Raw genomic sequence first — 20,738 nt, 5'->3', positions numbered from 1 at the left:
GTCTCCCGATCCGGCCGGATGCAAGAAGAGTAAGAAAGTGACAGAGGGAATGGATATACCGGAACCGGAAGCGGGCTGGGAAGCTGCATTCCGTTACCAGGGCGGAAAGAAGAACCCGGCGTTGCAATACGGTCTATGGGAGTACGTGACCGAGGTGCTCAGACCGGTGGCCGTCCTGGACGCCCCGTTGGCGGGGCTGGCCGACAGGCTGCGGCTGGAGGTCGAGGAGAGCTGGTCGGACCTCGGAGAGGTGCGGGTGGCGGCGTTTCGCCTGAAGCGCCGGTACTTCGCTTTTCACCAGTCAAAAGATGACGAGAGCATGGGTACTGCGGTTTTTCTGCACCGGCAGCACGCCGACGTCGAGGAAGCCCTCGACGCGCTGCTTGAGGCTCTGGGAACCGGAAGAGAACTGATCCTCCAAAGGGTCGAGGAAAGGTAGCAGGTGCGGGGCGCTCGGTGGCTGAGGCGTCGCGATGCCGCCGAGCGCCCGCGGCTACGTACGTTTGTTGAGGTTGCTCTCTCGTAGGGCGCGCATCTGGATCAGGGTGAACTCCTGCTGGACCTCGGTGAGGTCGGCGTAGACCGTGAGGACCTCGGCCTCCTTGTCGCGGCTGACGGTGCCGGGGACCGGGCGGCCGAGCGAGGCGTAGATCTTGTCGAGCGAGTAGCGGGGGAACTCCTCGGACAGCGTCACGAGGCTCGTCCGCTGGGGTCCCCGGCCGTAGCCGCGCTTGCGGTGCACCCAGTGGTTGACGGTGGCCGAGGAGACGCCGATGCGCCGGGCGATCTCGCTCTCGGAGACCTTGTAGTCCTGCTTAAGCCGGATGAGGAGCTGCGCGAAGTCCTCCTCGTCGCGCTCGGCGGCGGGGTCGCGCGCGACGTTGCGGGCAGCGTTCTGCCCCGCGGTCGGTTCGCCCGTCGGGTCGGTGGGACGGTCGGCGGTCGGTTCAGCGTCTGCCACGGGCTACAGACTGCCTGGCTCCTTCTACTTTTCGCAAGCAAAAGTAGAAGGCCGTGCCATACGGACCTCATGTGCGCACAGAAGGTGTGCGAGTGATCACGTCGAGTCACCGGCGAAGGCATTGCGTCGTTGACACTCTTGTAACTGCAACTGTAGAAAAGTAGCCGCACCTCGTCCGGAGGCGTCCCACAGCTCACCGACCCCGCATGAGGTACCCGATGCCGAAAGTGCTCCGTAAGGCACACGGCCAGCCGTTGCGCGACGAAATGCGTCGGCAGGGCCTGTCAGGTCCGGGCCTCGCCGCCAGGACCAAGGAGATCGACCCCGCAGGGCGCGGGGTCAGCGCCGCCACGATCGGCCGCATCGCGGGCCGCGGGAGCACGGCGCGCGAGCGCTGCGAACTGAGCACGGCCTGGCTGATCGCGGAGGTCCTCGACGCGCGGATGCACGATCTGTTCAGCCTGCCGCCGTCGGCCGCCGCGGGGGCGGAGAAGGCTTAGGCGTGCCGTCGTTATGCCACTGGCATATCCGGTACACCTGTAACGGATCCGCTGATCTTCCCGCGCGCCGCGCGCCCCGGCCCGCCCCCGGACAGGCGGCGGGGGCGGGCCCCCTCGGGCACCCGCCCCCGCCACCGTCGCTCAACGTCGTCCGGGCGCACTCCCCGGGCCGGCCCGCACGCTTCCCGCGCCCGGCCCGGCCCGCGCGCCCGCGCCCTACGCGTCGCCCCCCGCCGCGCCCGGGTCGGCCGCCGCCACGTCGAGCAGCCGGTAGCGGTCGAGGGCCTGCTTGGGCGCCGAGCGGTCGACCTTGCCCTCCCTGGCCAGCTCGCTCAGGACCGCGAGCACGATCGAGTGCGCGTCGATGTGGAAGAAGCGCCGCGCCGCGCCCCGGGTGTCGGCGAAGCCGAAGCCGTCGGCGCCCAGCGACTGGTAGGTGCCGGGCACCCACCGCGCGATCTGGTCGGGCACCGCCCGCATCCAGTCCGACACCGCGACGAACGGGCCCTGCGCGTCCGCGAGTTTGCGGGTCACGTACGGCGTGCGCTGCTCCTCCTCCGGGTGCAGGAGGTTGTACTCCTCGGCCGCCATCGCCTCGCGCCGCAGCTCCGTCCAGGACGTCGCGGACCAGACGTCGGCGCGTACGTTCCACTCGTCGGCGAGGATGCGCTGCGCCTCCTCGGCCCACGGCAGCGCCACGCCGGAGGCGAGGATCTGCGCGGGGATCTCGCCCGCCGTCGCCGTCCGCAGGCGGTGGATGCCCCTGAGGATGCCCTCCACGTCCACGTCCTCGGGCTCCGCGGGGTGCTGGATCGGCTCGTTGTAGACGGTGAGGTAGTAGAAGACGTCGGGGTCCTCGCCCTCCGCCGCCTCGCCGTACATCCGGCGCAGGCCGTCCTTGACGATGTGCGCGATCTCGAAGCCGTACGCCGGGTCGTAGGCGACGCACCCCGGGTTGGTCGACGCCAGCAGGTGCGAGTGGCCGTCCGCGTGCTGGAGGCCCTCACCGGTCAGCGTCGTGCGGCCCGCGGTCGCGCCCAGTACGAAACCGCGCGCCATCTGGTCGGCCATCTGCCAGAACTGGTCGCCGGTGCGCTGGAATCCGAACATCGAGTAGAAGACGTACACCGGGATCAGCGGCTCGCCGTGCGTGGCGTACGCGGAGCCCGCGGCGATCGCCGAGGCCGTGCAGCCCGCCTCCGTGATGCCGTCGTGCAGCAGCTGCCCGGTCTCCGACTCCTTGTACGACAGCAGGAGTTCGCGGTCCACCGACTCGTACTGCTGGCCCAGCGGGTTGTAGATCTTGGCGCTCGGGAAGAACGAGTCCATGCCGAACGTGCGGTACTCGTCCGGCGCGATCAGCACGAACCGCCTGCCGATCTCCTTGTCCCGCATCAGGTCCTTCAGCAGCCTGACGAACGCCATCGTCGTCGCGATCGACTGCTGACCCGAGCCCTTCCTGACCGTCGCGTACGCCTTGTCGCCCGGCAGCGCGAGCGGCTTCGAGCGCACCACGCGCGTCGGCACGTAGCCGCCGAGCGCCTGGCGGCGGTCGTGCATGTACTGGATCTCCTCCGAGTCGCGGCCCGGGTGGTAGTACGGCGGCAGGCCGCTCTCCAACTCCTTGTCCGGGATGGGCAGGTGGAGCCGGTCGCGGAAGCCCTTCAGGTCGTCGACCGTCAGCTTCTTCATCTGGTGCGTCGCGTTGCGGCCCTCGAAGTTCGGGCCGAGCGTCCACCCCTTGACGGTCTGCGCGAGGATCACCGTGGGCTGGCCGCTGTGCGCCTTGGCCGCCGCGTACGCCGCGTACACCTTGCGGTGGTCGTGGCCGCCGCGCCCGAGGTGCAGGATCTGCTCGTCGGTCATGTTCTCGACCATCGCCCGCAGCCGGTGGTCGTCGCCGAAGAAGTGGTCCCTGATGTACGCGCCGCTCTCCGTCGCGTACGTCTGGAACTGTCCGTCAGGCGTGGTGTTGAGGCGGTTGACCAGCACGCCGTCGCGGTCCTGCGCGAGCAGCGGGTCCCAGGTGCGGTCCCACACGAGCTTGATGACGTTCCAGCCGGCGCCGCGGAACACCGACTCGAGTTCCTGGATGATCTTGCCGTTGCCGCGGACCGGGCCGTCGAGGCGCTGGAGGTTGCAGTTGACGACGAACGTGAGGTTGTCGAGGTTCTCGCGCGCCGCGATCGTCAGCTGGCCGAGCGACTCGACCTCGTCCATCTCGCCGTCGCCGAGGTACGCCCACACGTGCGAGTCCGAGGTGTCCGCGATGCCGCGCGCCTGCATGTAGCGGTTCATCCGCGCCTGGTAGATCGCGGAGAGCGGGCCGAGGCCCATCGACACCGTGGGGAACTCCCAGAAGTCCGGCATCAGCCGCGGGTGGGGGTAGCTGGAGAGGCCGTCGGGCGCCTTCGACTTCTCCTGCCTGAACGCGTCGAGCTGCGCCTCGCTGAGGCGGTCGAGGAGGAAGGCGCGGGCGTAGATGCCGGGGGAGGCGTGCCCCTGGAAGAAGATCTGGTCGCCCGACCTGCCCTCGTCCTTGCCGCGGAAGAAGTGGTTGAAGCCCACGTCGTAGAGCGACGCCGACGACGCGAAGGTGGCGATGTGGCCGCCGACCCCGATGCCGGGGCGCTGCGCCCGCGAGACCATCACGGCCGCGTTCCAGCGGGTCGCGTTGAGGACCTTGCGCTCGATCTCCTCGTTGCCGGGGAAGAACGGCTCGTCCCTGGTGGCGATGGTGTTGACGTAGTCCGTGCTGCGCATCTCCGGCACGGCGACGCGCTTCTCCCGCGCGCGCTCGATCAGCCGGAGCATCAGGTACCTGGCGCGCTCCCGGCCGCGCTCGTCGACCGCGGCGTCGAGCGAGTCGAGCCACTCCTGGGTCTCTTCTGGGTCGAAGTCCGGGACCTGGCTGGGAAGGCCGCCAATGATGATCGGGGTGCGATCTGATCCGGAAGCCACGCTGTTCCCTCGCTGTCTGTGGGCTGGCTGGGGTGTCCGGGCTGACTGGGTCGCCCGGGATATCTGGTTGTCCGAGCTGCTTCTACGGGTGTCGCCGCTGTCTCCGCGGGTGCCGTACGCCGCACCCATCGTGTACCGCGACGTACGCGGACGTCACCTCTACCGGGAGGTAACAGGCCGCCGCGCCGTGCGGGGCCGGTACGGGCGCGCCGCAGGGGGAACGCGCGCCCACCCGCGTAGCGTGCCCGTACCCCCGCGACCGGGGGAGCGCGGCGGCGCCGGGGCCACGCCCGGGCCCGGCGGATCCGCGAAGGTTCCTACCCGAACGGCGTAGCCGTACGGCATACCATGGCAAACATGGAGAAAAGAAGTGCGGGCCGTCGCACAGGGTCGCCCCCCGACCGCCGCAGGGAACGGGGGAGAGGCCCGGAACGTCACCGTTTCGGCGGTCTCGACCGCCGGGTACTTGCGCGATCCGTCGCGCCCGTGTGGACTACGGCCAATGCTTCGCCCGTGCGCGAAGCCGAAGAACTCACCGAAACATGATCAGGAGGCAATCCGTGAGCGCGACCGCGGACCACGCGGAGGAGCGGACCAACCAGGCGGCACGTCTGGGGTTCGAGCCCGGACAGGTGGTCCAGGAGATCGGCTACGACGACGACGTCGAGCCGGAGCTCCGCGAGTCCATCGAGGCCGTCACCGGCCAGGACCTCGTCGACGAGGAGTACGACGACGTTGCCGACGCCGTCCTCCTCTGGTTCAGGGACGAGGACGGCGACCTTACGGACGCGCTGGTGGACGCCATCGGTCTGATCGAGGACGGCGGCGTGATCTGGCTGCTGACGCCCAAGACCGGCCGCGACGGCTACGTCGAGCCGAGCGACATCAACGAGGCAGCCCAGACGGCCGGCCTGTCGCAGACCAAGAGCGTCAACGCGGGCAAGGACTGGACCGGAAGCCGGCTCGTCACGCCCAAGACGGCCAAGAGCAAGCGCTGATCCCGCCGCCCCGGCCCCGCCGCCCGACCTGGCGCGGGCCGGGAGCGGCGTGCCGCCGTTGTGGCGGCACCGGGGGCCCGCCCGTCCGGGCGCGCGGCCGGGCTGCGTAGGCTGACCCGGGTGCGGGCGGCCGGAGCGCCGCCCCGGCGGGAAAGGACACGCCCCATGGCCGTCGCGGTCGGCGCGCAGGCGCCGGACCTCAGCCTTCAGGACCAGCACGGCAGGACCGTGCGGCTCTCGGACCACCGCGCCCGCGGCGACCGCCCCGGCAGCCCGGTCCTCCTGGTCTTCTATCCGCACGCGTTCAGCGGCACCTGCACCGGCGAGCTCCAGGAGCTGCGCGACCGGGCCGCGGCCTTCGACGAGGCGGGCGCCCAGGTGCTCGGCTGCTCCGTCGACTCGCTCTACGCCCAGCGCGCCTTCGCCGAGCAGGAGGGCTTCGGTTTCCCGCTGCTCGCCGACTTCTGGCCGCACGGCGCCGCCGCCCGCGCCTTCGGCGTCCTGGACGAGGAACGGGGCCGCGCGGTGCGCGGCACGTTCCTCGTCGACAGGGCGGGGATCCTGCGCTGGAGCGTGGTCAACCCCGTTCACGAGGCCCGGGACACCGACGCCTATCTGAAGGCGCTGGCACGGCTCTGACGTGCCGCGCCGCCGGTCCGCGGGCCCCGGGGGCCCGCCGCCGAAATAGCGCGGGTGACGGGAACCGGTCACTAGGATCGAGACGTTGATCCGAATGGCAACGCATCAGGGGGCGCGAGGCCCGCGGCAGCTGCCGCTGACCACGGCCGCCGGCCCCGACAACCAATGGGAGGACTCGTGGGAGTCAGCCTCAGCAAGGGCGGAAACGTCTCGCTGACCAAGGCCGCGCCCAACCTGACCGCGGTGACCGTGGGTCTGGGCTGGGACGTCCGTACGACGACAGGGCAGGACTTCGACCTCGACGCCAGCGCGCTGCTGACGAACGCCGAGGGCAAGGTCACACAGGACGCCAATTTCGTCTTCTTCAACAACCTCAAGAGCCCCGACGGCTCCGTCGAGCACACCGGTGACAACCTCACCGGTGAGGGCGAGGGCGACGACGAGCAGATCAAGGTCAATCTGACCACGGTCCCCGCCGACGTCGAGAAGATCGTCTTCCCGGTCTCCATCTACGACGCGGAGACCCGCCAGCAGTCCTTCGGCCAGGTGCGCAACGCGTTCATCCGCGTCGTCAACCAGGCCGACAACAACGAGCTGGCCCGCTACGACCTCACCGAGGACGCCTCGACGGAGACCGCGATGGTCTTCGGCGAGCTGTACCGCAACGGGGCCGAGTGGAAGTTCCGCGCCATCGGCCAGGGGTACGCCTCGGGGCTGCGCGGCATCGCGCAGGACTTCGGCGTCAACGTCTGAGCCGCGGCCGAGGCCGCACCGCGCACGGCACGCCCGTCCGGCGCCGCACGGTCCCGTGCGGCGCCGGACGCGCCTTCCGGGCCCCCGAGGGGCAGGGAGGGCCGCCCGGAACCGCTCCGGGCCGAAGCGGCGTGAAGTGCATGAAGAACACCCCCGTGGGCAGGACGACAAGCGCGTCGGGCCCCCGCCCGCAGGGGGACCGCACCACCGCGCCGGGGCCACCGCCCCGGACCACCATCGGGGAGGACAACACCATGGGCGTCACGCTCGCCAAGGGAGGCAACGTCTCCCTCTCCAAGGCCGCACCCAATCTCACGCAGGTGCTCGTCGGGCTCGGCTGGGACGCGCGCTCCACCACGGGAGCCGACTTCGACCTCGACGCCAGCGCGCTGATGTGCCGCGAGGGCCGCGTCATGGGCGACGAGTACTTCGTGTTCTACAACAACCTCAAGAGCCCCGAGGGGTCGGTCGAGCACACCGGTGACAACCTCACCGGTGAGGGCGAGGGCGACGACGAGACGCTGCTGGTGGACCTGACCCTGGTGCCGCAGAACTGCGACAAGATCGTCTTCCCGGTCTCGATCCACGACGCCGACAACAGGCGCCAGACCTTCGGCCAGGTCAGCAACGCGTTCATCCGCGTCGTCAACCAGGCGGACGGCCAGGAGCTCGCCCGCTACGACCTCACCGAGGACGCCTCGACCGAGACGGCGATGATCTTCGGCGAGCTCTACCGACACGGCGGCGAGTGGAAGTTCCGCGCCGTGGGCCAGGGGTACGCGTCGGGGCTGCGGGGCATCGCCCTAGACTTCGGGGTCAATGTTGCGTAAAGCAGTGCTCTGCACGGGGGAAAGCCCGTATCACCGGATGGGGTAGCAGTGATCCTGAAAACCTTTCGCTGGCCGTTGGTCATCACGGTCCTCGGCCTTGCGGCCTCGGCCGTGTTCTGGGGGTGGGAGGCGTTCGGGGTCGTCCTGATCCTTTCGATCCTGGAAATCTCCCTCTCCTTCGACAACGCGGTCGTCAACGCCGGCGTGCTGAAGAAGCTCAACGCCTTCTGGCAGAAGATCTTCCTCACCATCGGCGTGCTGATCGCCGTCTTCGGCATGCGGCTGGTCTTCCCCGTGCTGATCGTGGCCATCACGGCCAAGGTGAACCCCGTCGAGGCGGTGCGCCTCGCGGTCGACAACCCGAGCCGCTACGAGTCGCTGGTGACCGACGCCCACCCGGCGATCGCCGCCTTCGGCGGGATGTTCCTGCTGATGATCTTCCTCGACTTCATCCTCGAGGACCGGGACATCAAGTGGCTCGCCTGGATCGAGCGGCCCCTGGCCAAGCTCGGCAAGGTCGACATGCTCTCGGTCTGCGTCGCGCTGATCGTCCTCGTCGTCGCGTCCCAGACCTTCGCCGCCCACGCCCACACGAGCGCGGGCCACGGCGTCGACAAGTCGTCCACGGTCCTGCTGTCCGGGGTCGCGGGCCTCATCACGTACCTCATCGTGGGCGGGCTCTCCTCGCACTTCGAGAACAGCCTCGAAGAAGCCGAGGAGCGCGAGGAGGAAGAGGAGGAGAAGGCGCGCGCCGCGGGGCGCACGGTCTCCGCGGTCGGCCTCGCGGGCAAGGCCGCGTTCTTCATGTTCCTCTACCTCGAAGTGCTCGACGCGTCGTTCTCGTTCGACGGCGTCATCGGCGCCTTCGCCATCACCAACCACATCTTCTGGATGGCGGTCGGCCTCGGCATCGGCGCCATGTACATCAGGTCCCTCACGGTCTACCTGGTGCGCCAGGGCACCCTCGACGACTACGTCTACCTGGAGCACGGCGCGCACTACGCCATCGGCGCCCTCGCCGTGATCCTGCTCGTCACGATCCAGCACGAGATCAACGAGGTCGTCACCGGCCTCGTCGGCGTGGTCCTCATCGGCGCCTCGTTCTGGTCGTCGATCCGCCGCAACCGCGCCCTGTCGGCCCGGGACGGCGACGGCGGGGACGGCGGCGACAGCGGGTCGCCCGGCGCCCAGGAGAAGGCGGGCGCGCAGGCCTGAGCCGGGCGCCGGCGCGCGCCTGCCCGGCGCCTTTGTCGTACGGATATGCCGGCGCGCGACACGTGTGCGACTCCGTGCGACCCCGTGTGACCCGTCGGAGGCGGGGACCCGGGTGTGGGGCGCAGGTCCGCCAGGGAACGCTTTTCCGCGGGGGTGGCCACCGGACCCGGGTCCGTAGGGCCGCCCCCGCAGTCTCAGGCCGGATGCACGAGGGTGGGAGTGAGCATGTCTTTCTGGGACGGTCTGCGGCCGGGAGGCAGGGTCGCGCAGTTCGACTCGGGCAGCGCCGCCAGCAACGCCATCGAACTGACCAAGCGGCACTCCTCGGTGTCGCTGTCCAAGCAGGACGCGGCCACCGGCAACCTCCGGGTCAACCTGTCGTGGCGGATGCGGACCTCGGACATCGAGGGCCGCTCGAAGCAGGGCGGCCTGCTGCGCCACCCGCTGAAGATGTTCCAGCCCGACGTGGTGCAGGCGCACACGCAGGGCATGGTCAACGTCGACCTCGACCTCGGCTGCCTGTACGAGCTGACGGACGGCAGCAAGGGCGTCGTCCAGCCGCTCGGCGGCTTCTTCGGCGACCTCAACACCTCGCCGTACATCAAGCTCAGCGGCGACGACCGGTTCGGCGCGCCCTCCGGGGAGACGATCTTCGTCAACCTCGACCACCGCGACGAGATCAAGCGCCTGCTGTTCTTCGTCTACATCTACGACCAGACGCCGGCCTTCGACCGTACGCACGCCAAGGTCACGCTCTACCCGAGCAGCGGCCCCCGCGTGGAGATCGAGCTGGACGAGCGGGCCCCCGAGGCGCGCTCCTGCGCCGTCTTCTCCCTGGAGAACGTCAAGGGCGACCTGCTGGTGCGGCGCGAGGTCCGCTTCGTCTACGGCTTCCAGGCCGAGCTCGACCGCCTCTACGGCTGGGGCCTCCAGTGGGGCCGCGGGTACAAGACCAAGGCCTGAGGCGCGGCACGCCCCCGCGGGCAGATCGCCGCCCGCGGGCCGGCATGGAAAACGGGCGAGGGGTACCCGGTCGGTATGAAGACCGCCAATCCGGACCCCGATCCGCGCACCACCCCCGGGCTCGAACCCGGGGGCGGCGTCCCGCCGGGCGAGACACCGCCGGCGGAGGGCAGCACGTCGGAGGCGGGGCCCCTGCAGGAGACGTCGCCGGGGTGGGGCAGGGCCCCGCTCACGGTGATCCTGGCGCTCGTCGTGGTGGTCGCCGGCTTCTTCCTCGCCTACGCCGTGGTGGTGTGAGGCACACCGCGTGCTACGCGGTGGGAAGGAACTGCGGCCCCATCGGCGGGAGCCTGAAACCCGGGTCGGGCGCGGGCGCGGCGGCCGCCGCGGGCCGGGGATAGCCGTAGCCGTACGGCTGGGGAGCCGCGGGCTGCGGATAGCCGTACGCGGGCGGTGCGGCGAGCGCGGGCGCCGCGAGGGGGTAGCCGTAGGTGGCGGGCGGGGCGGCGGCGGGCGTCCCGTTCGCCGCGGGTGCGGGCGTCCCGTCCTGCGTGTCGGGCGCGGCCCCGGCCTCCTCCGCCTCGTCGACCGAGATGCCGAAGGCGGTGGCGAGGCCCACGAGGCCCGTGGGATAGCCCTGGCCGACCGCGCGGAACTTCCAGCCGTCGCCGCGCCGGTACAGCTCGCCGCAGATGATCGCGGTCTCCTCGCCGGTCTCCGGCCGCACGTCGAACACCGCGATCGGCTCGCCGTCGGCCGCGCCCGCGTCGTACAGCAGGATCCGCAGGTCCGGCACGTGCCCGAAGGGCTCGCCGTCCGAGGACGCCGCGAGCACCACCTGGTCCACGGACGCGTCGAGCGCGGCGAGGTCCGCCTCCACGGAGTCCGTGAGGCCGTCGGGGCGCTGCTTCTTCGCCAGCCGCCGCACGGCGCCCGAGGGGTGGCGCGGCTGGTTGTAGAAGACGAAGTCCTCGTCGGAGCGCACCCGTCCGTCGCGTCCGAGCAGCAGCGCAGACGCGTCCACGTCCGGGACGCCCGCGCCCGGGGACCAGCGCAGCACGGCCCGAACGGCCGTGGCGTCGAGCGGGACGTTGGAGCCCTTCAGCATCGCTTGCGTCATGCCGGACATCCTGCCTCCCCGCCCGCCGGCGGGACAACGCCGCCCGGGCCCCTGCCGCGCCCCGCGCGCGGGGCGCGTCCCGGCGTGTGGCGTGAAGGCAACCAGGATTTCACGCGGGGTGGGAACCGCCGACATCGATCCATACGTACTATTACCGGCCACCTGTGCGGGTGGCCGGTTCAGTGCTACGGGTAGTTCGGGGGATGACAGATGCGTCATTTCGGCCATGTCTCGCCGGAGGACCGGCAGCGCCTCTTCCACCGCGAGCCTGTGGAGTTCACCAGGGACGACCCCGCGGGCCTCCTCGCGACGGCCCTGGGCGCCACGCTCTACAGCCCGGCGACCCGGCCGCGCCTCGCCGACGCCGTCGTCAAGCAGACCGGGCTCGGCGTGCGGTCCATGGTGCTCTGTCTTGAGGACTCCATCGCGGACGGCGAGGTCGCCGTGGGCGAGGCCAACCTCGTCGAGCAGCTCACCGAGCTGGCGGCGCGCGACGACGAGACGCCGCTGCTGTTCGTCCGGGTCAGGGCGCCGGGGCAGATAACCGACCTGGTGCGCAGGCTCGGCCCCGCGGCCCGGCTGCTGTCCGGATTCGTGCTGCCGAAATTCACCTACGAGCACGGCGAGCCGTTCCTTGAGGCGCTCGCCGAGGCCGAGTACTCCTCGGGGCACCGCCTCTTCGCGATGCCCGTGCTGGAGTCGCCCGAGCTGCTGCACCTGGAGACCCGCACCAGCACCCTCGTCGACATCGCGGCCGTCGTCGACAAGTACCGCGACCGCGTCCTCGCGCTGCGCCTCGGCGTGACCGACTTCTGCTCCGCGTACGGGCTGCGGCGCGCCGCCGACACGACCGCGTACGACGTGGGGATCGTCGCGCACGTCATCGCGGACGTGGTGAACGTGCTGGGCCGCGCCGACGGCAGCGGTTTCACCATCACAGGGCCCGTGTGGGAGTACTTCCGCCTCCAGGAGCGCATGTTCAAGCCGCAGCTGCGCGCCAGCCCCTTCGAGGAGGGGCGCGCGCAGTCGCTCCGCACGACGCTGATCGAGCACGACCTCGACGGGCTGCTGCGGGAGATCGAGCTCGACCGGGCCAACGGCCTGCTCGGCAAGACCTGCATCCACCCCTCGCACGTCATCCCCGTGCACGCGCTCTCCGTGGTCAGCCACGAGGAGTACGGCGACGCGCAGGACATTTTGCGCCCCGAGCGCGGCGGCGGGGGCGTGCTGCGCTCCGCGTACACCAACAAGATGAACGAGGTGAAGCCGCACCGCGCCTGGGCCGAGCGCACCCTGCGGCGCGCCGAGGTCTTCGGCGTGGCGCGCGAGGACATCGGCTTCGTGGAGCTGCTTGCGGCCGGACTCGGGCGGTGAGGCGGGTGAGGCGGGTGAGGCGGGCAGGGGCGGTGAGCTCGGCGGGGTCGGTGGATGAGGTGCGCTCGGCGGGAGCGGCGGGGTTGATGGGAGCGGGGGAGCCGGTGGAGGCGGGAGTGCGACGGGTGGCGCGCGGGGCCGACGAGGGGCGTGCGGCGCAGGAGGCGCCCGGCGCCCAGGGGGGCGGTCAGGAGGCGCCGGGCGCGCGGGAAGGCGGTCAGGACGGCGCCCCGAAGCCGGGGGACCCCTGGGCCGGGACCTGGGTCGCCGAGCGGCTCGGCGTGGAGCTCGGCGGCGACCCCGGCCTGCGGGGCCTGCTGGGCCTCGCGCTGCGCGACAACCCCAAGCGCGCCCATCTGCTGGTCTCCACCGTGCTCGGCAAGCATGTGCCGCAGCTCCCCTCCGTGGTGCACGGCACCGGCGTACGGCTCGGGGAGCGGGTCGCCGTGCTGCTCGGCGACAGCGTGCGCCGCGCGGTGGTCCTCGGCTACGCGGAGACCGCGACGGCCCTCGGCCACAGCGTCGCCGACGGCCTGCGCCACGCCCCCTACCTGCACTCCACCCGGCGCCCTGTCGCCGGGGTCGCGGCGGCAGGCGGCTTCGAGGAGTCCCACTCGCACGCCACCTCGCACCTGCTGCTGCCCGAGGACCCCGCCCTGCTCGCGGGGGGTGGGCCGCTGGTGCTCGTGGACGACGAGTTTTCCACGGGCAACACCGTCCTCAACACGATCCGCGCGCTCCACGACCGCGCCCCGCGCGCCTGGTACGTGATCGTGGCGCTCGTCGACATGCGCTCCGCCGCCGACCGGGAGCGGTTCGCCGCGTTCGCCGCGGAGATCGGGGCGCGCGTCGACCTCGTCGCCCTCGCGTCGGGGACCGTGCGGCTGCCCGACGGCGTGCTCGGCCGCGGCAGGGAGCTCGTCGCCGCGCACGCCGAGGCGCAGACCCCGGATGCCGCCCTGCTGGCCGCCGCGCCCGCGCCCGCGGCGGGCGCCGTCGTACGCGCCGCGCTCGCGTGGCCCGCCGGGCTGCCTGACGGCGGACGGCACGGCTTCCTCCCCGCCCACAGGACCGTGCTCGACGCGGCGCTGCCCGGCATGGCCGCGGCCGTCGCCGCCGCCCTGCCGCAGGGCGCGCGGCGCGTGCTGGTCCTCGGTCACGAGGAGCTGATGTACGCGCCGCTGCGGATCGCGGCGGCGCTCCAGACGCGGGGCGGCGCCGAGGTGCGGTTCTCGACCACGACGCGCTCGCCGGTGCTCGCGGTCGACGACCCCGGCTACGCGATCCGCAGCAGGCTCGTCTTTCCCGCCCACGACAGCGCCCAGTTCCCGCCGGGCTCGCCGGACGGCACCGGCCCCCGGTACGCGTACAACGTCGCGGGCGGCGGCTTCGACGCGGTCGTGCTCGTCGTGGACTCGGCGGGTGACACACCCGAACTGCACGCCTCCGGAGGGCTGTTGGCGCAGCTGGCCGGGCAGGCGCCGCGGGTGGTGCTCGCCGTGGTCCCCACCTACGCACCGGCCGCCGCGCGGCCCGCGCCCGAGGGGCGCGCGCCCACCGCACCCGAACGACAGGACACGCCCATGCTGCCCGAGCCGCTGCGCGGCCCCGCCTTCTCCTCGTACGCCCCCGACGAGGTCGGCTGGCTCCTTCAGGACCTGTCCGACGTGGAGTTGGAGGCGCCCACCGAGGAGCGCGAGGAGGCCATCCAGAGCGGCGGCGCGCACTACGCGGAGTCGCTGCCCGTCGAGTACCAGCCGAGCGCCGCCTACCAGGAGCTGTTCCGCGCAGCCCTCGACGCGTCGGCGGCCCGGGTCGCGCGGGCCGTGGGCGCCGTCACCGAGACCGTGCTCGCGGAGCGCTCGCCGCGCCCCGTCCTGGTGTCGCTGGCCCGCGCGGGCACCCCGGTGGGCGTGCTGATGCGGCGCTGGGCCGCCCACCGGCACGGCCTCGACCTGCCGCACTACGCGGTCTCCATCGTGCGCGGCCGCGGCATCGACACCGCCGCCATGCGCTGGCTCGCCGCGCACCACGACCCGGCGGACGTGGTGTTCGTGGACGGCTGGACGGGCAAGGGCGCCATCACCCGTGAACTGGCCACGGCCATTGGGCAGTTCGAGGGGTTCGACCCGGAGGTCGCGGTGCTCGCGGACCCCGGCGGCTGTGTGCGGACGTACGGCACGCGCGAGGACTTCCTCATCCCGTCCGCCTGCCTCAACTCGACGGTCTCCGGGTTGGTCTCGCGCACCGTGCTCCGCTCCGACCTGGTCGGGCCCGACGACTTCCACGGCGCGAAGTTCTACCGCTCGCTCGCCGGCGCCGATGTCTCCGGACTGTTCCTCGACGCCGTCTCCGCGCGGTTCGCCGAGGTCGCCGACGGCGTCGAGGCCGACGCCAGGGAACTGCTCGCCGCCGACCGCGCGCCGACCTGGGCGGGCTGGGCCGCGGTCGAGCGGATCAGCGAGGAGTACGGCATCCACGACGTGAACCTCGTCAAGCCCGGCGTCGGCGAGACCACGCGCGTGCTGCTGCGCCGCGTCCCCTGGCGCGTCCTCGCCGCGCGCGGCGCGGGCGCCGACCTCGACCATGTGCGGCTGCTCGCAGCGCAGCGCGGCGTGCCGGTCGAGGAGGTCGACGGACTCCCTTACAGCTGCGTGGGGTTGATCCATCCGCGGTTCACCCGCGGCGCGACAGGCGCGGACGGCAGGGCGGTGCCGGCCCCGTGAGCGACCCGCGCACCGTGGTCGCGAGCGACCTGGACCGCACCCTCGTCTACTCCGCCGCCGCCCTCGGCCTGACCGTGCCGGACGCCGCGGCGCCCCGGCTGCTGTGCGTCGAGGTGTACGAGGGCAGACCGCTGTCGTACCTCACCGAGATCGCGGCGGGGCTGCTGGACGCGCTCGCCCGCGCCGCGGTTTTCGTGCCGACGACGACCCGCACGAGAGAGCAGTACCACAGGATCCGACTGCCCTGCCCGCCACCGGAGTTCGCGATCTGCGCCAACGGCGGCCACCTCCTCGTGGACGGGGTCTCCGACCCGGCGTGGCAGGCGAGGGTCGCCGGGCTGCTCGCCGACGCCTGCGCGCCGCTCGCCGAGGCGCGCAAGCGGCTGACCGCGGACGCCGACCCGGCCTGGCTGCTCAAGGAGCGGGTCGCGGAGGACCTGTTCGTGTACGCGGTCGTCGACAGGGCGCTGCTGCCGCAGAGTTGGCTGGACGATCTCGCCGACTGGGCGGCCGGGCGCGGCTGGTCGGTCTCCCTCCAGGGCCGCAAGGTCTATGCCGTGCCCCGGCCGTTGACCAAGAGCGCCGCGCTCGCCGAGGTGGTACGGCGCACCGGCGCCGGCCTCACCCTCGCCGCGGGCGACTCCCTCCTCGACGCCGACCTGCTCACGGCCGCCGACCGCGCCTGGCGCCCCGGCCACGGCGAGCTCGCCGACGCGGGGTGGACGGCGCCCGGCGTCACCGCCCTGTCCACCGCGGGGGTGCTCGCGGGCGAGGAGATCCTGCGCGCGTTCCTGCGGGCGGCCACGGAGTGAGCACGGCCGCGTGCCCGCCTTCGGGCCGGCCCGGCGCCCCTGGCCTGCGCCTTCGCGGTGCCAGGCGGTGGCGCGCCGGGGCGGCGGACGCTTAGCCTGCCGGTGGGCGGACGACCGGGCGGCCGCCCGCCCTGCTCCGGCCCGCCCCACCGGCCCGCAGACCGGTCCGCCACGCCGCCCTGTGCCCCCCCGCGCCAGAAACGGATGCCCGTGCCGTACGCCTCAGCCCCCTTCGACTTCGACGCCGTCGACCTCGCCGCCGTGCGCCGCCGCCACCACACCAAGTGGGAGGGCGCGGGCGAGGGCGTCCTCGCGCTCTCCGTCGCCGAGACCGACTTCGCGCCCGCCCCGCCCGTCGCCGCCGCCCTCGGCCGGGCCCTCGCCGACGGCGACCTCGGCTATGCGCCGCCCGGCGCGCTCGGGCTGCCCGCGGCCTTCGCCGCGTTCGCGGGGCGCCACTGGGGCTGGCACCCCGACCCGGCCGCCTTCGTGCCGGTGCCCGAGGTGATGGTCGGCGTGGTGGAGGCGCTGCGGGTACTGACAGCGCAGGGAGACGGCGTGGTCGTGGAGACGCCCGCGTACGGCCCGTACTTCCGGGTGCTGCGCGAGACGGGCCGCACCCTCGTGCCCGTGCCGCTGCTGCGGACGGAGGACGGCTGGCGGCGGGACACCGAGGGGCTGCGCCGCGCGTTCGCGGGCGGCGCGAAGGCGATGCTGCTGTGCAACCCGCACAACCCCACCGGCTTCCTCGCGGACCGCGACGAACTCACCGCCGTCGCAGGGCTCGCTGCGGAGCACGGCGTCGCGGTCGTCGCGGACGAGATCTGGGCGCCCCTCGTGCTGGACGGCGGGCCAGGCTTCACCCCGTACGCCACGCTGCCGCAGGGGGACGGGGCCCGCGCGGTCGTCCTCACCTCGGCGTCGAAGGCGTACAACGTGCCAGGCCTGAAGTGCGCCCTGCTCCTGCCGGCCACCGAGGGCGCGGCGGCGGCGCTGCGCGGCCTGCCCGAGCTGATCTCCCACCGGATCTCCCTGCTGGGCGCCCTCGCGGGGGAGGCGGCGTTCGCCGAGGGCGACACGTGGCTGGCGGGCCTGCGCGCGCATCTGGGCGCGGCCCGCGACCTGCTGACCCGCCGTCTCGCCGAGCACGCGCCCGCGGTCCGCTGCGCGCCCCCGGCCGCGACCTATCTCGCCTGGCTCGACCTGCGGGGCCTGCCGGGCGGCGCGCCCACCGCCGCCGAGGTGGAGCGGCGCACCGGCGTGCGGCTCTCGGACGGCGACGAGTACGGCGCGCCGGGCTGGGCGCGGCTCAACTTCGGCACGAGCACGGCGGTGCTCGACGAGGCCGTGCGGCGGCTGCACGCCCTGTGACGCGCGGCCGCCGCGCGGCCCGTGCCGCTCGCGGCGGTTCTGTGCGGTGCCCCCGCGGGTCAGCCGCAGCCGCAGGCGCCGCCGCAGCAGCCGCCACCGCCGCCGCTCGGAGCGGGGGCGTCGCCGCCGCGTGCGGTGCCCCCCACGGAGACGGTCGACAGCAGCTTGACGGTGTCGTCGTGCCCGGCGGGACAGGGCGCGGGCGCCCCGGACTGGGCCATCGGCCGCCGGAGTTCGAACGTGGCGCCACAGGCGCGGCAGCGGTATTCGTAACGAGGCATGGTCCGAGCGTAGCCGCTGCGGGGCGGCAGCCGCGCGGGCGCCCGCGATCCGCGCGGGCCGTGCCCGGGGGGCGTGCACGCCTGGCACGGCCCGCGCCCGCGCGGGAGGGCGTACGGGCCCCGCGTGGTCCTTGCCCGCGCCCGGGCGTACGGGCTCCGCGGGGCGCACGCCCCCGGGCGGGGGCGGTTCAGCGGGGGCGGTGGGCGCCGCCCGCGCGGTCCTCGCGGATCTCGGCGACCACCCGGGCAGCCGTCTCGCGTACGGCCTCCATCTCGGTGAGGAAGTGCCAGTAGTCGGGATGGCGCCCTTCGAGCCCGGCGAGCGCGCGGTCGACGCGGCCCACCGCGTCGTCCAGCGGCCGCGCGTGCCGCGGTTCCGGCGTGCTGCGGCCCGCCATCGCGAGCCGCTGCGCGTCGCGCACCGCGAACCGCGTCCGCTCGACCTCCTGCTGCGGGTCCTTCTGCACGGCGTTCAGCCGCTGGAGGCGGTCGCCTGCCGCGGACACCGCCTCGTCCGTGTCGTTCAGCAGCGCCCGCACCGTGCCGAGCAGCGCCGTCGCGTCCGGCCAGCGCTGCTCCTCGCGGGCCCGCGTCGCCTCGGCGAGCTTGGCCTCGGCCTGGTGCACGTTCTCCCCGGCCTGCGCGGGCACCGACTGGAGGTCCTGCCAGCACGCGGCGGAGAACCTGCGCCGCAGCTCGCTCAGCACCGGCTCGACCGAGGCCGCCCGGTTGGCCAGCGCCTGGGCCCGCGTACGCAGCGACACCAGGCGGCGGTCGATCTCAGCGGCGCGCTCCGGCAGCCGCTCCGCGTCGCGCCTGACCCCCTCGGCCTCCCGCAGCACCCGGTCGGCGCGCTGGAGCGTCTCGGGCACGCCATGGCGGCCCGCGCCCTCGTTGAGCCTGGTCAGCTCGGGGGAGAGGGCGGCGAGCCGGGCCGCGAGGTCGTCCGCGCGCAGGCCCGAGCCGCGCACCGCGTCGAGCGCGTCGCTCGCGGCGAGCAGCGCCTGCTTCGCCCGCTCCACGGCCGGGGCGAGCCGCGCGAGCTGCGTCTCCGCGTCCCCCAGCAGCGGGCCGATGCCCTGGGCGAAGCGCTCGAGCTCGGCCTTGATCCGGTCGAGGTCGTCCTTCGCCTTCGTCAGCTCGTTGTGCGCGCGGGTCGCCGTCGCGAGATCGAGGTCGGGCCTGTCCAGGTCGTGCGCGTCCACCGCGGAGATGTAGCGGCTGCTCGCCTCGTCGATCCTGCCTCCGAGCGCCGCGAAGTCGTCGAGCGCCTTGCGGGACCGCGGGCCGCTGTCGACCGCGCTGATCGTCTCGACGGAGATCCGCAGGTCGCGCTGGGCGGTGTCCAGCTCGTAGAACGCCTCGGCCGCCGCGTCCTTCGCGGCCTGCGCCGCGGCGCGCTGCTGCTCGCTGCCGCCGCGCCCGCCCCCGAACCAGCGCCGGCCGCCGCCGCCCCCGCTCGCGAGCGCGGCGGGCACCGCCGCCACCAGCAGCGGAACGGGCAGCAGCACCAGCGCGCACAGGTCGCGGAAGACGCCGGGCCCGCGGGGGCGCACGCCCGGGACCGTACGGGCGCCGCGCACGGCGGCCTCTGCCGCCGGACCGGTCGCTCCTGTCGGGCTGGTCGGACCAGTCGGACCTGTCGGATCGGTCGGATCGGTCGGATCGGTCGGGCTGGTCGGATCGGTCGGGCCATGGACGGCGCGCGCCCTCGCTCCAGAGTCTCCGGAGCCCCCGGAGTGCGGATGCGCGTGTGTCACATGCCTCTCCCGTGCCGGTTTCGTCCTGCCGGTTCATTGTCCCACCCGGTAAGGACGAACACACGGGTCGGTCAGTTCGCCGTGCGCACCGAGACACCGCCGTTGGCCGTGTGCGCCTTCACCGCGTGCGGGCTCGCGCCGTCGCGCGGCACGCCGATGTCGGTCCTGCCGTTCCCGCTGCCCGCGTCGACCGCGTACGCGGTGCGGCCCCTCGGCAGGCTGATCCGGACACGGCCGTTGTGGCTGACGGCCTCGACGTCGTCGGGGACGGAGGAGAAGCCGAGGTCGACCGAGCCGTTGCTGCTCCGCGCCACGGCCTTGCCGCCGGTGAGCCCGGCCCCGGTCACCGACCCGTTGTCCGAGCTGAGGCTGACGGGCCCCGAGCTGTCCCGCACCTCGGCGCTTCCGTTGGACGTGCGCACCGACACGGCCGTACGGAAGCCGGAGGCGGTGACGCTGCCGTTGCCGCCCCTGACAGTGACCGCGACATCGCGCGGCACGGTCACCGTGTGCCGGGCCTCGCAGTCGGCGACGAGCCCCGAGCACTTCACCTTGAGCGTCAGCGTGTCCCCGGCCAGCCGCCACGACGGGGCGGGTCCGGTGCCGAGGAACACCCAGCCGTCGACCTGCCGCCGCACCCGTACCCCCGTGACATCGCCGGGCACCACCCGCACGCGCGAGTCGTCGGCGTCGATGGTGAGCTTCTTGCCGGTGAACGCGAAGGTGTGCTCCCGCACGGGCGCGTGCGACACGTCGGAGCCGCAGGCCGTCGCGGTGGCCCCCACCGCGACGGCCCCGCAGAAGGCGAGTACGGCACGGGCGCCGGTGCCACGGCGAGGTCGGGCGGTGGTGGTCACGGTGATCGGTCCCCCTGGTCGGACGGGTCGGCGTCGAGCGGTGCCCCCACCGTAGGAGCCGGGCCCCGCCCCGCCGATCCGGCCGGCCACCGTCCCGGGGTGGGGCTAACCCCCCTCGTCCGCCGCCCCGCCGGGTGCGGGCCGTGTCCCGCCCGCCATGTACCCTGTTGCCTCCACGGGTGCGTAGCTCAGGGGTAGAGCGCTGCTCTTACAAAGCAGATGTCGGCGGTTCGAAACCGTCCGCGCCCACCGCGGGAACGGCCCCGCCGCCCTGGGCGGCGGGGCCGTACGCGACTCCGGGCCGTGTGCGCCGCGCAGAGCCGGGAGGATCCGCTGGGCAAGCGCGGCCAGGAGCTGCACGGCTGGCACATCGGCGACCCGCGCGCGACGGAGGCCGACGAGAAGGCCAACAGCTGGCTGATGCGGCCGCGCGGCGCCTATGTCATGGGCCGGAACATGTTCGGGCCCGTGCGGGGCGAGTGGGACGAGGCGTGGGACGGGTGGTGGGGGCCCGAGCCGCCCTACCACGCCCCGGTCTTCGTGCTCACCCGCTACGCCCGTGAACCGGTCACGATGGCGGGAGGCACCACCTTCCACTTCGTCACCGAGGGCTTCGA

19 protein-coding genes, 1 tRNA gene and 1 pseudogene are annotated in these 20,738 nt (G+C 73.2%); 15 read left to right on the top strand and 6 right to left on the bottom strand.

Annotation, left to right across the window (positions count from 1 at the left end; translation table 11 throughout):
- Positions 1 to 37: 37 nt before the first annotated feature.
- Positions 38 to 439, top strand: coding sequence for a hypothetical protein (locus AB0910_RS04580; RefSeq protein ID WP_366743041.1), 402 nt, complete (start codon positions 38 to 40; stop codon positions 437 to 439).
- Positions 440 to 493: 54 nt separating this feature from the next.
- Here the strand turns inward: AB0910_RS04580 and AB0910_RS04575 are convergent, their stop codons facing one another.
- On the bottom strand, positions 494 to 961 hold the full coding sequence (locus AB0910_RS04575; RefSeq protein ID WP_366743040.1) for a helix-turn-helix domain-containing protein: 468 nt from the start codon (positions 959 to 961) through the stop codon (positions 494 to 496).
- Positions 962 to 1,179: 218 nt separating this feature from the next.
- Here AB0910_RS04575 and AB0910_RS04570 point away from each other — a divergent pair, with 218 nt between their 5' ends.
- Positions 1,180 to 1,461, top strand: coding sequence for an XRE family transcriptional regulator (locus AB0910_RS04570; RefSeq protein WP_366743039.1), 282 nt, complete (start codon positions 1,180 to 1,182; stop codon positions 1,459 to 1,461).
- Positions 1,462 to 1,677: 216 nt separating this feature from the next.
- On the opposite strand, the gene aceE is transcribed toward AB0910_RS04570, so the two are convergent.
- Positions 1,678 to 4,422, bottom strand: coding sequence for a pyruvate dehydrogenase (acetyl-transferring), homodimeric type (gene aceE / locus AB0910_RS04565; protein ID WP_366743038.1), 2,745 nt, complete (start codon positions 4,420 to 4,422; stop codon positions 1,678 to 1,680).
- A gap of 560 nt (positions 4,423 to 4,982) precedes the next feature.
- On the opposite strand from aceE, the gene AB0910_RS04560 reads away from it, so the two are divergent.
- The 7 genes from AB0910_RS04560 to AB0910_RS04530 all read left to right on the top strand — a co-directional run bounded on the left by AB0910_RS04560 (position 4,983) and on the right by AB0910_RS04530 (position 10,117).
- Positions 4,983 to 5,420 (top strand): DUF3052 domain-containing protein, encoded by a 438-nt coding sequence (locus AB0910_RS04560; protein ID WP_366743037.1) that lies wholly within the window; start codon positions 4,983 to 4,985, stop codon positions 5,418 to 5,420.
- Positions 5,421 to 5,585: 165 nt separating this feature from the next.
- Positions 5,586 to 6,059, top strand: a complete 474-nt coding sequence (locus tag AB0910_RS04555; protein ID WP_366743036.1) for a peroxiredoxin — start codon at positions 5,586 to 5,588, stop codon at positions 6,057 to 6,059.
- A gap of 177 nt (positions 6,060 to 6,236) precedes the next feature.
- Positions 6,237 to 6,812 carry a TerD family protein gene (locus tag AB0910_RS04550; RefSeq protein ID WP_345642924.1) on the top strand — a complete coding sequence of 192 codons (576 nt, stop codon included), beginning with the start codon at positions 6,237 to 6,239 and terminating at the stop codon, positions 6,810 to 6,812.
- A 254-nt stretch (positions 6,813 to 7,066) separates the two neighbouring features.
- Positions 7,067 to 7,642: a TerD family protein gene (locus AB0910_RS04545; protein ID WP_345642921.1), complete on the top strand. Its 576-nt coding sequence runs from the start codon at positions 7,067 to 7,069 to the stop codon at positions 7,640 to 7,642.
- Positions 7,643 to 7,690: 48 nt separating this feature from the next.
- Positions 7,691 to 8,857, top strand: a complete 1,167-nt coding sequence (locus AB0910_RS04540; protein ID WP_366743035.1) for a DUF475 domain-containing protein — start codon at positions 7,691 to 7,693, stop codon at positions 8,855 to 8,857.
- Positions 8,858 to 9,082: 225 nt separating this feature from the next.
- Positions 9,083 to 9,820 (top strand): Tellurium resistance, encoded by a 738-nt coding sequence (locus AB0910_RS04535; RefSeq protein WP_345643124.1) that lies wholly within the window; start codon positions 9,083 to 9,085, stop codon positions 9,818 to 9,820.
- A 75-nt stretch (positions 9,821 to 9,895) separates the two neighbouring features.
- Positions 9,896 to 10,117 carry a DUF6480 family protein gene (locus AB0910_RS04530; protein WP_366743034.1) on the top strand — a complete coding sequence of 74 codons (222 nt, stop codon included), beginning with the start codon at positions 9,896 to 9,898 and terminating at the stop codon, positions 10,115 to 10,117.
- Positions 10,118 to 10,130: 13 nt separating this feature from the next.
- Here the strand turns inward: AB0910_RS04530 and AB0910_RS04525 are convergent, their stop codons facing one another.
- Entirely contained in the window at positions 10,131 to 10,949 is an 819-nt protein-coding gene (locus AB0910_RS04525) for a TerD family protein (RefSeq protein ID WP_366743033.1), read from the bottom strand.
- Between the two features lie 201 nt (positions 10,950 to 11,150).
- On the opposite strand from AB0910_RS04525, the gene AB0910_RS04520 reads away from it, so the two are divergent.
- The 4 genes from AB0910_RS04520 to AB0910_RS04505 all read left to right on the top strand — a co-directional run bounded on the left by AB0910_RS04520 (position 11,151) and on the right by AB0910_RS04505 (position 17,223).
- The gene (locus AB0910_RS04520) at positions 11,151 to 12,314 is read left to right on the top strand and encodes an HpcH/HpaI aldolase/citrate lyase family protein (protein WP_366743032.1); all 1,164 of its coding nucleotides are present in this window, start codon (positions 11,151 to 11,153) and stop codon (positions 12,312 to 12,314) included.
- A gap of 281 nt (positions 12,315 to 12,595) precedes the next feature.
- A complete protein-coding gene (locus AB0910_RS04515; RefSeq protein WP_366743257.1) occupies positions 12,596 to 15,040 on the top strand; it encodes a phosphoribosyltransferase in 2,445 nt (814 codons plus the stop codon).
- Positions 15,037 to 15,852 (top strand): HAD family hydrolase, encoded by an 816-nt coding sequence (locus AB0910_RS04510; RefSeq protein WP_366743031.1) that lies wholly within the window; start codon positions 15,037 to 15,039, stop codon positions 15,850 to 15,852. The genes AB0910_RS04515 and AB0910_RS04510 overlap by 4 nt, the downstream gene beginning before the upstream one ends.
- Before the next feature lie 210 nt (positions 15,853 to 16,062).
- Positions 16,063 to 17,223 carry an aminotransferase class I/II-fold pyridoxal phosphate-dependent enzyme gene (locus tag AB0910_RS04505; protein WP_366743030.1) on the top strand — a complete coding sequence of 387 codons (1,161 nt, stop codon included), beginning with the start codon at positions 16,063 to 16,065 and terminating at the stop codon, positions 17,221 to 17,223.
- A 59-nt stretch (positions 17,224 to 17,282) separates the two neighbouring features.
- On the opposite strand, the gene AB0910_RS04500 is transcribed toward AB0910_RS04505, so the two are convergent.
- The 3 genes from AB0910_RS04500 to AB0910_RS04490 form a co-directional block, all read right to left on the bottom strand.
- Positions 17,283 to 17,504, bottom strand: a complete 222-nt coding sequence (locus AB0910_RS04500) for a zinc ribbon domain-containing protein (protein WP_366743029.1) — start codon at positions 17,502 to 17,504, stop codon at positions 17,283 to 17,285.
- Between the two features lie 188 nt (positions 17,505 to 17,692).
- Positions 17,693 to 19,087 carry a hypothetical protein gene (locus AB0910_RS04495; protein ID WP_366743028.1) on the bottom strand — a complete coding sequence of 465 codons (1,395 nt, stop codon included), beginning with the start codon at positions 19,085 to 19,087 and terminating at the stop codon, positions 17,693 to 17,695.
- Positions 19,088 to 19,335: 248 nt separating this feature from the next.
- The gene (locus AB0910_RS04490) at positions 19,336 to 20,121 is read right to left on the bottom strand and encodes a hypothetical protein (protein WP_366743027.1); all 786 of its coding nucleotides are present in this window, start codon (positions 20,119 to 20,121) and stop codon (positions 19,336 to 19,338) included.
- A 177-nt stretch (positions 20,122 to 20,298) separates the two neighbouring features.
- On the opposite strand from AB0910_RS04490, the gene AB0910_RS04485 reads away from it, so the two are divergent.
- Positions 20,299 to 20,370 (top strand) — tRNA-Val (locus AB0910_RS04485).
- A 54-nt stretch (positions 20,371 to 20,424) separates the two neighbouring features.
- Positions 20,425 to 20,738 (top strand): annotated as a pseudogene (locus AB0910_RS04480) (dihydrofolate reductase); the annotation flags it as partial.

Source organism: Streptomyces sp. NPDC047002 (genome assembly GCF_040704505.1).
Classification (GTDB): Bacteria; Actinomycetota; Actinomycetes; order Streptomycetales; family Streptomycetaceae; genus Streptomyces.
This window is presented reverse-complemented; position numbering and strand designations above follow the sequence as displayed.

Bases quoted from the DNA above. Each gene is read 5' to 3' on its own strand.
- AB0910_RS04570 (WP_366743039.1), top strand. From the start codon at position 1,180: ATGCCGAAAGTGCTCCGTAAGGCACACGGCCAGCCGTTGCGCGACGAA.
- AB0910_RS04525 (WP_366743033.1), bottom strand. From the start codon at position 10,949: ATGTCCGGCATGACGCAAGCGATGCTGAAGGGCTCCAACGTCCCGCTC.
- AB0910_RS04530 (WP_366743034.1), top strand. From the start codon at position 9,896: ATGAAGACCGCCAATCCGGACCCCGATCCGCGCACCACCCCCGGGCTC.
- AB0910_RS04545 (WP_345642921.1), top strand. From the start codon at position 7,067: ATGGGCGTCACGCTCGCCAAGGGAGGCAACGTCTCCCTCTCCAAGGCC.
- AB0910_RS04520 (WP_366743032.1), top strand. From the start codon at position 11,151: ATGCGTCATTTCGGCCATGTCTCGCCGGAGGACCGGCAGCGCCTCTTC.
- AB0910_RS04535 (WP_345643124.1), top strand. From the start codon at position 9,083: ATGTCTTTCTGGGACGGTCTGCGGCCGGGAGGCAGGGTCGCGCAGTTC.
- AB0910_RS04555 (WP_366743036.1), top strand. From the start codon at position 5,586: ATGGCCGTCGCGGTCGGCGCGCAGGCGCCGGACCTCAGCCTTCAGGAC.
- AB0910_RS04500 (WP_366743029.1), bottom strand. From the start codon at position 17,504: ATGCCTCGTTACGAATACCGCTGCCGCGCCTGTGGCGCCACGTTCGAA.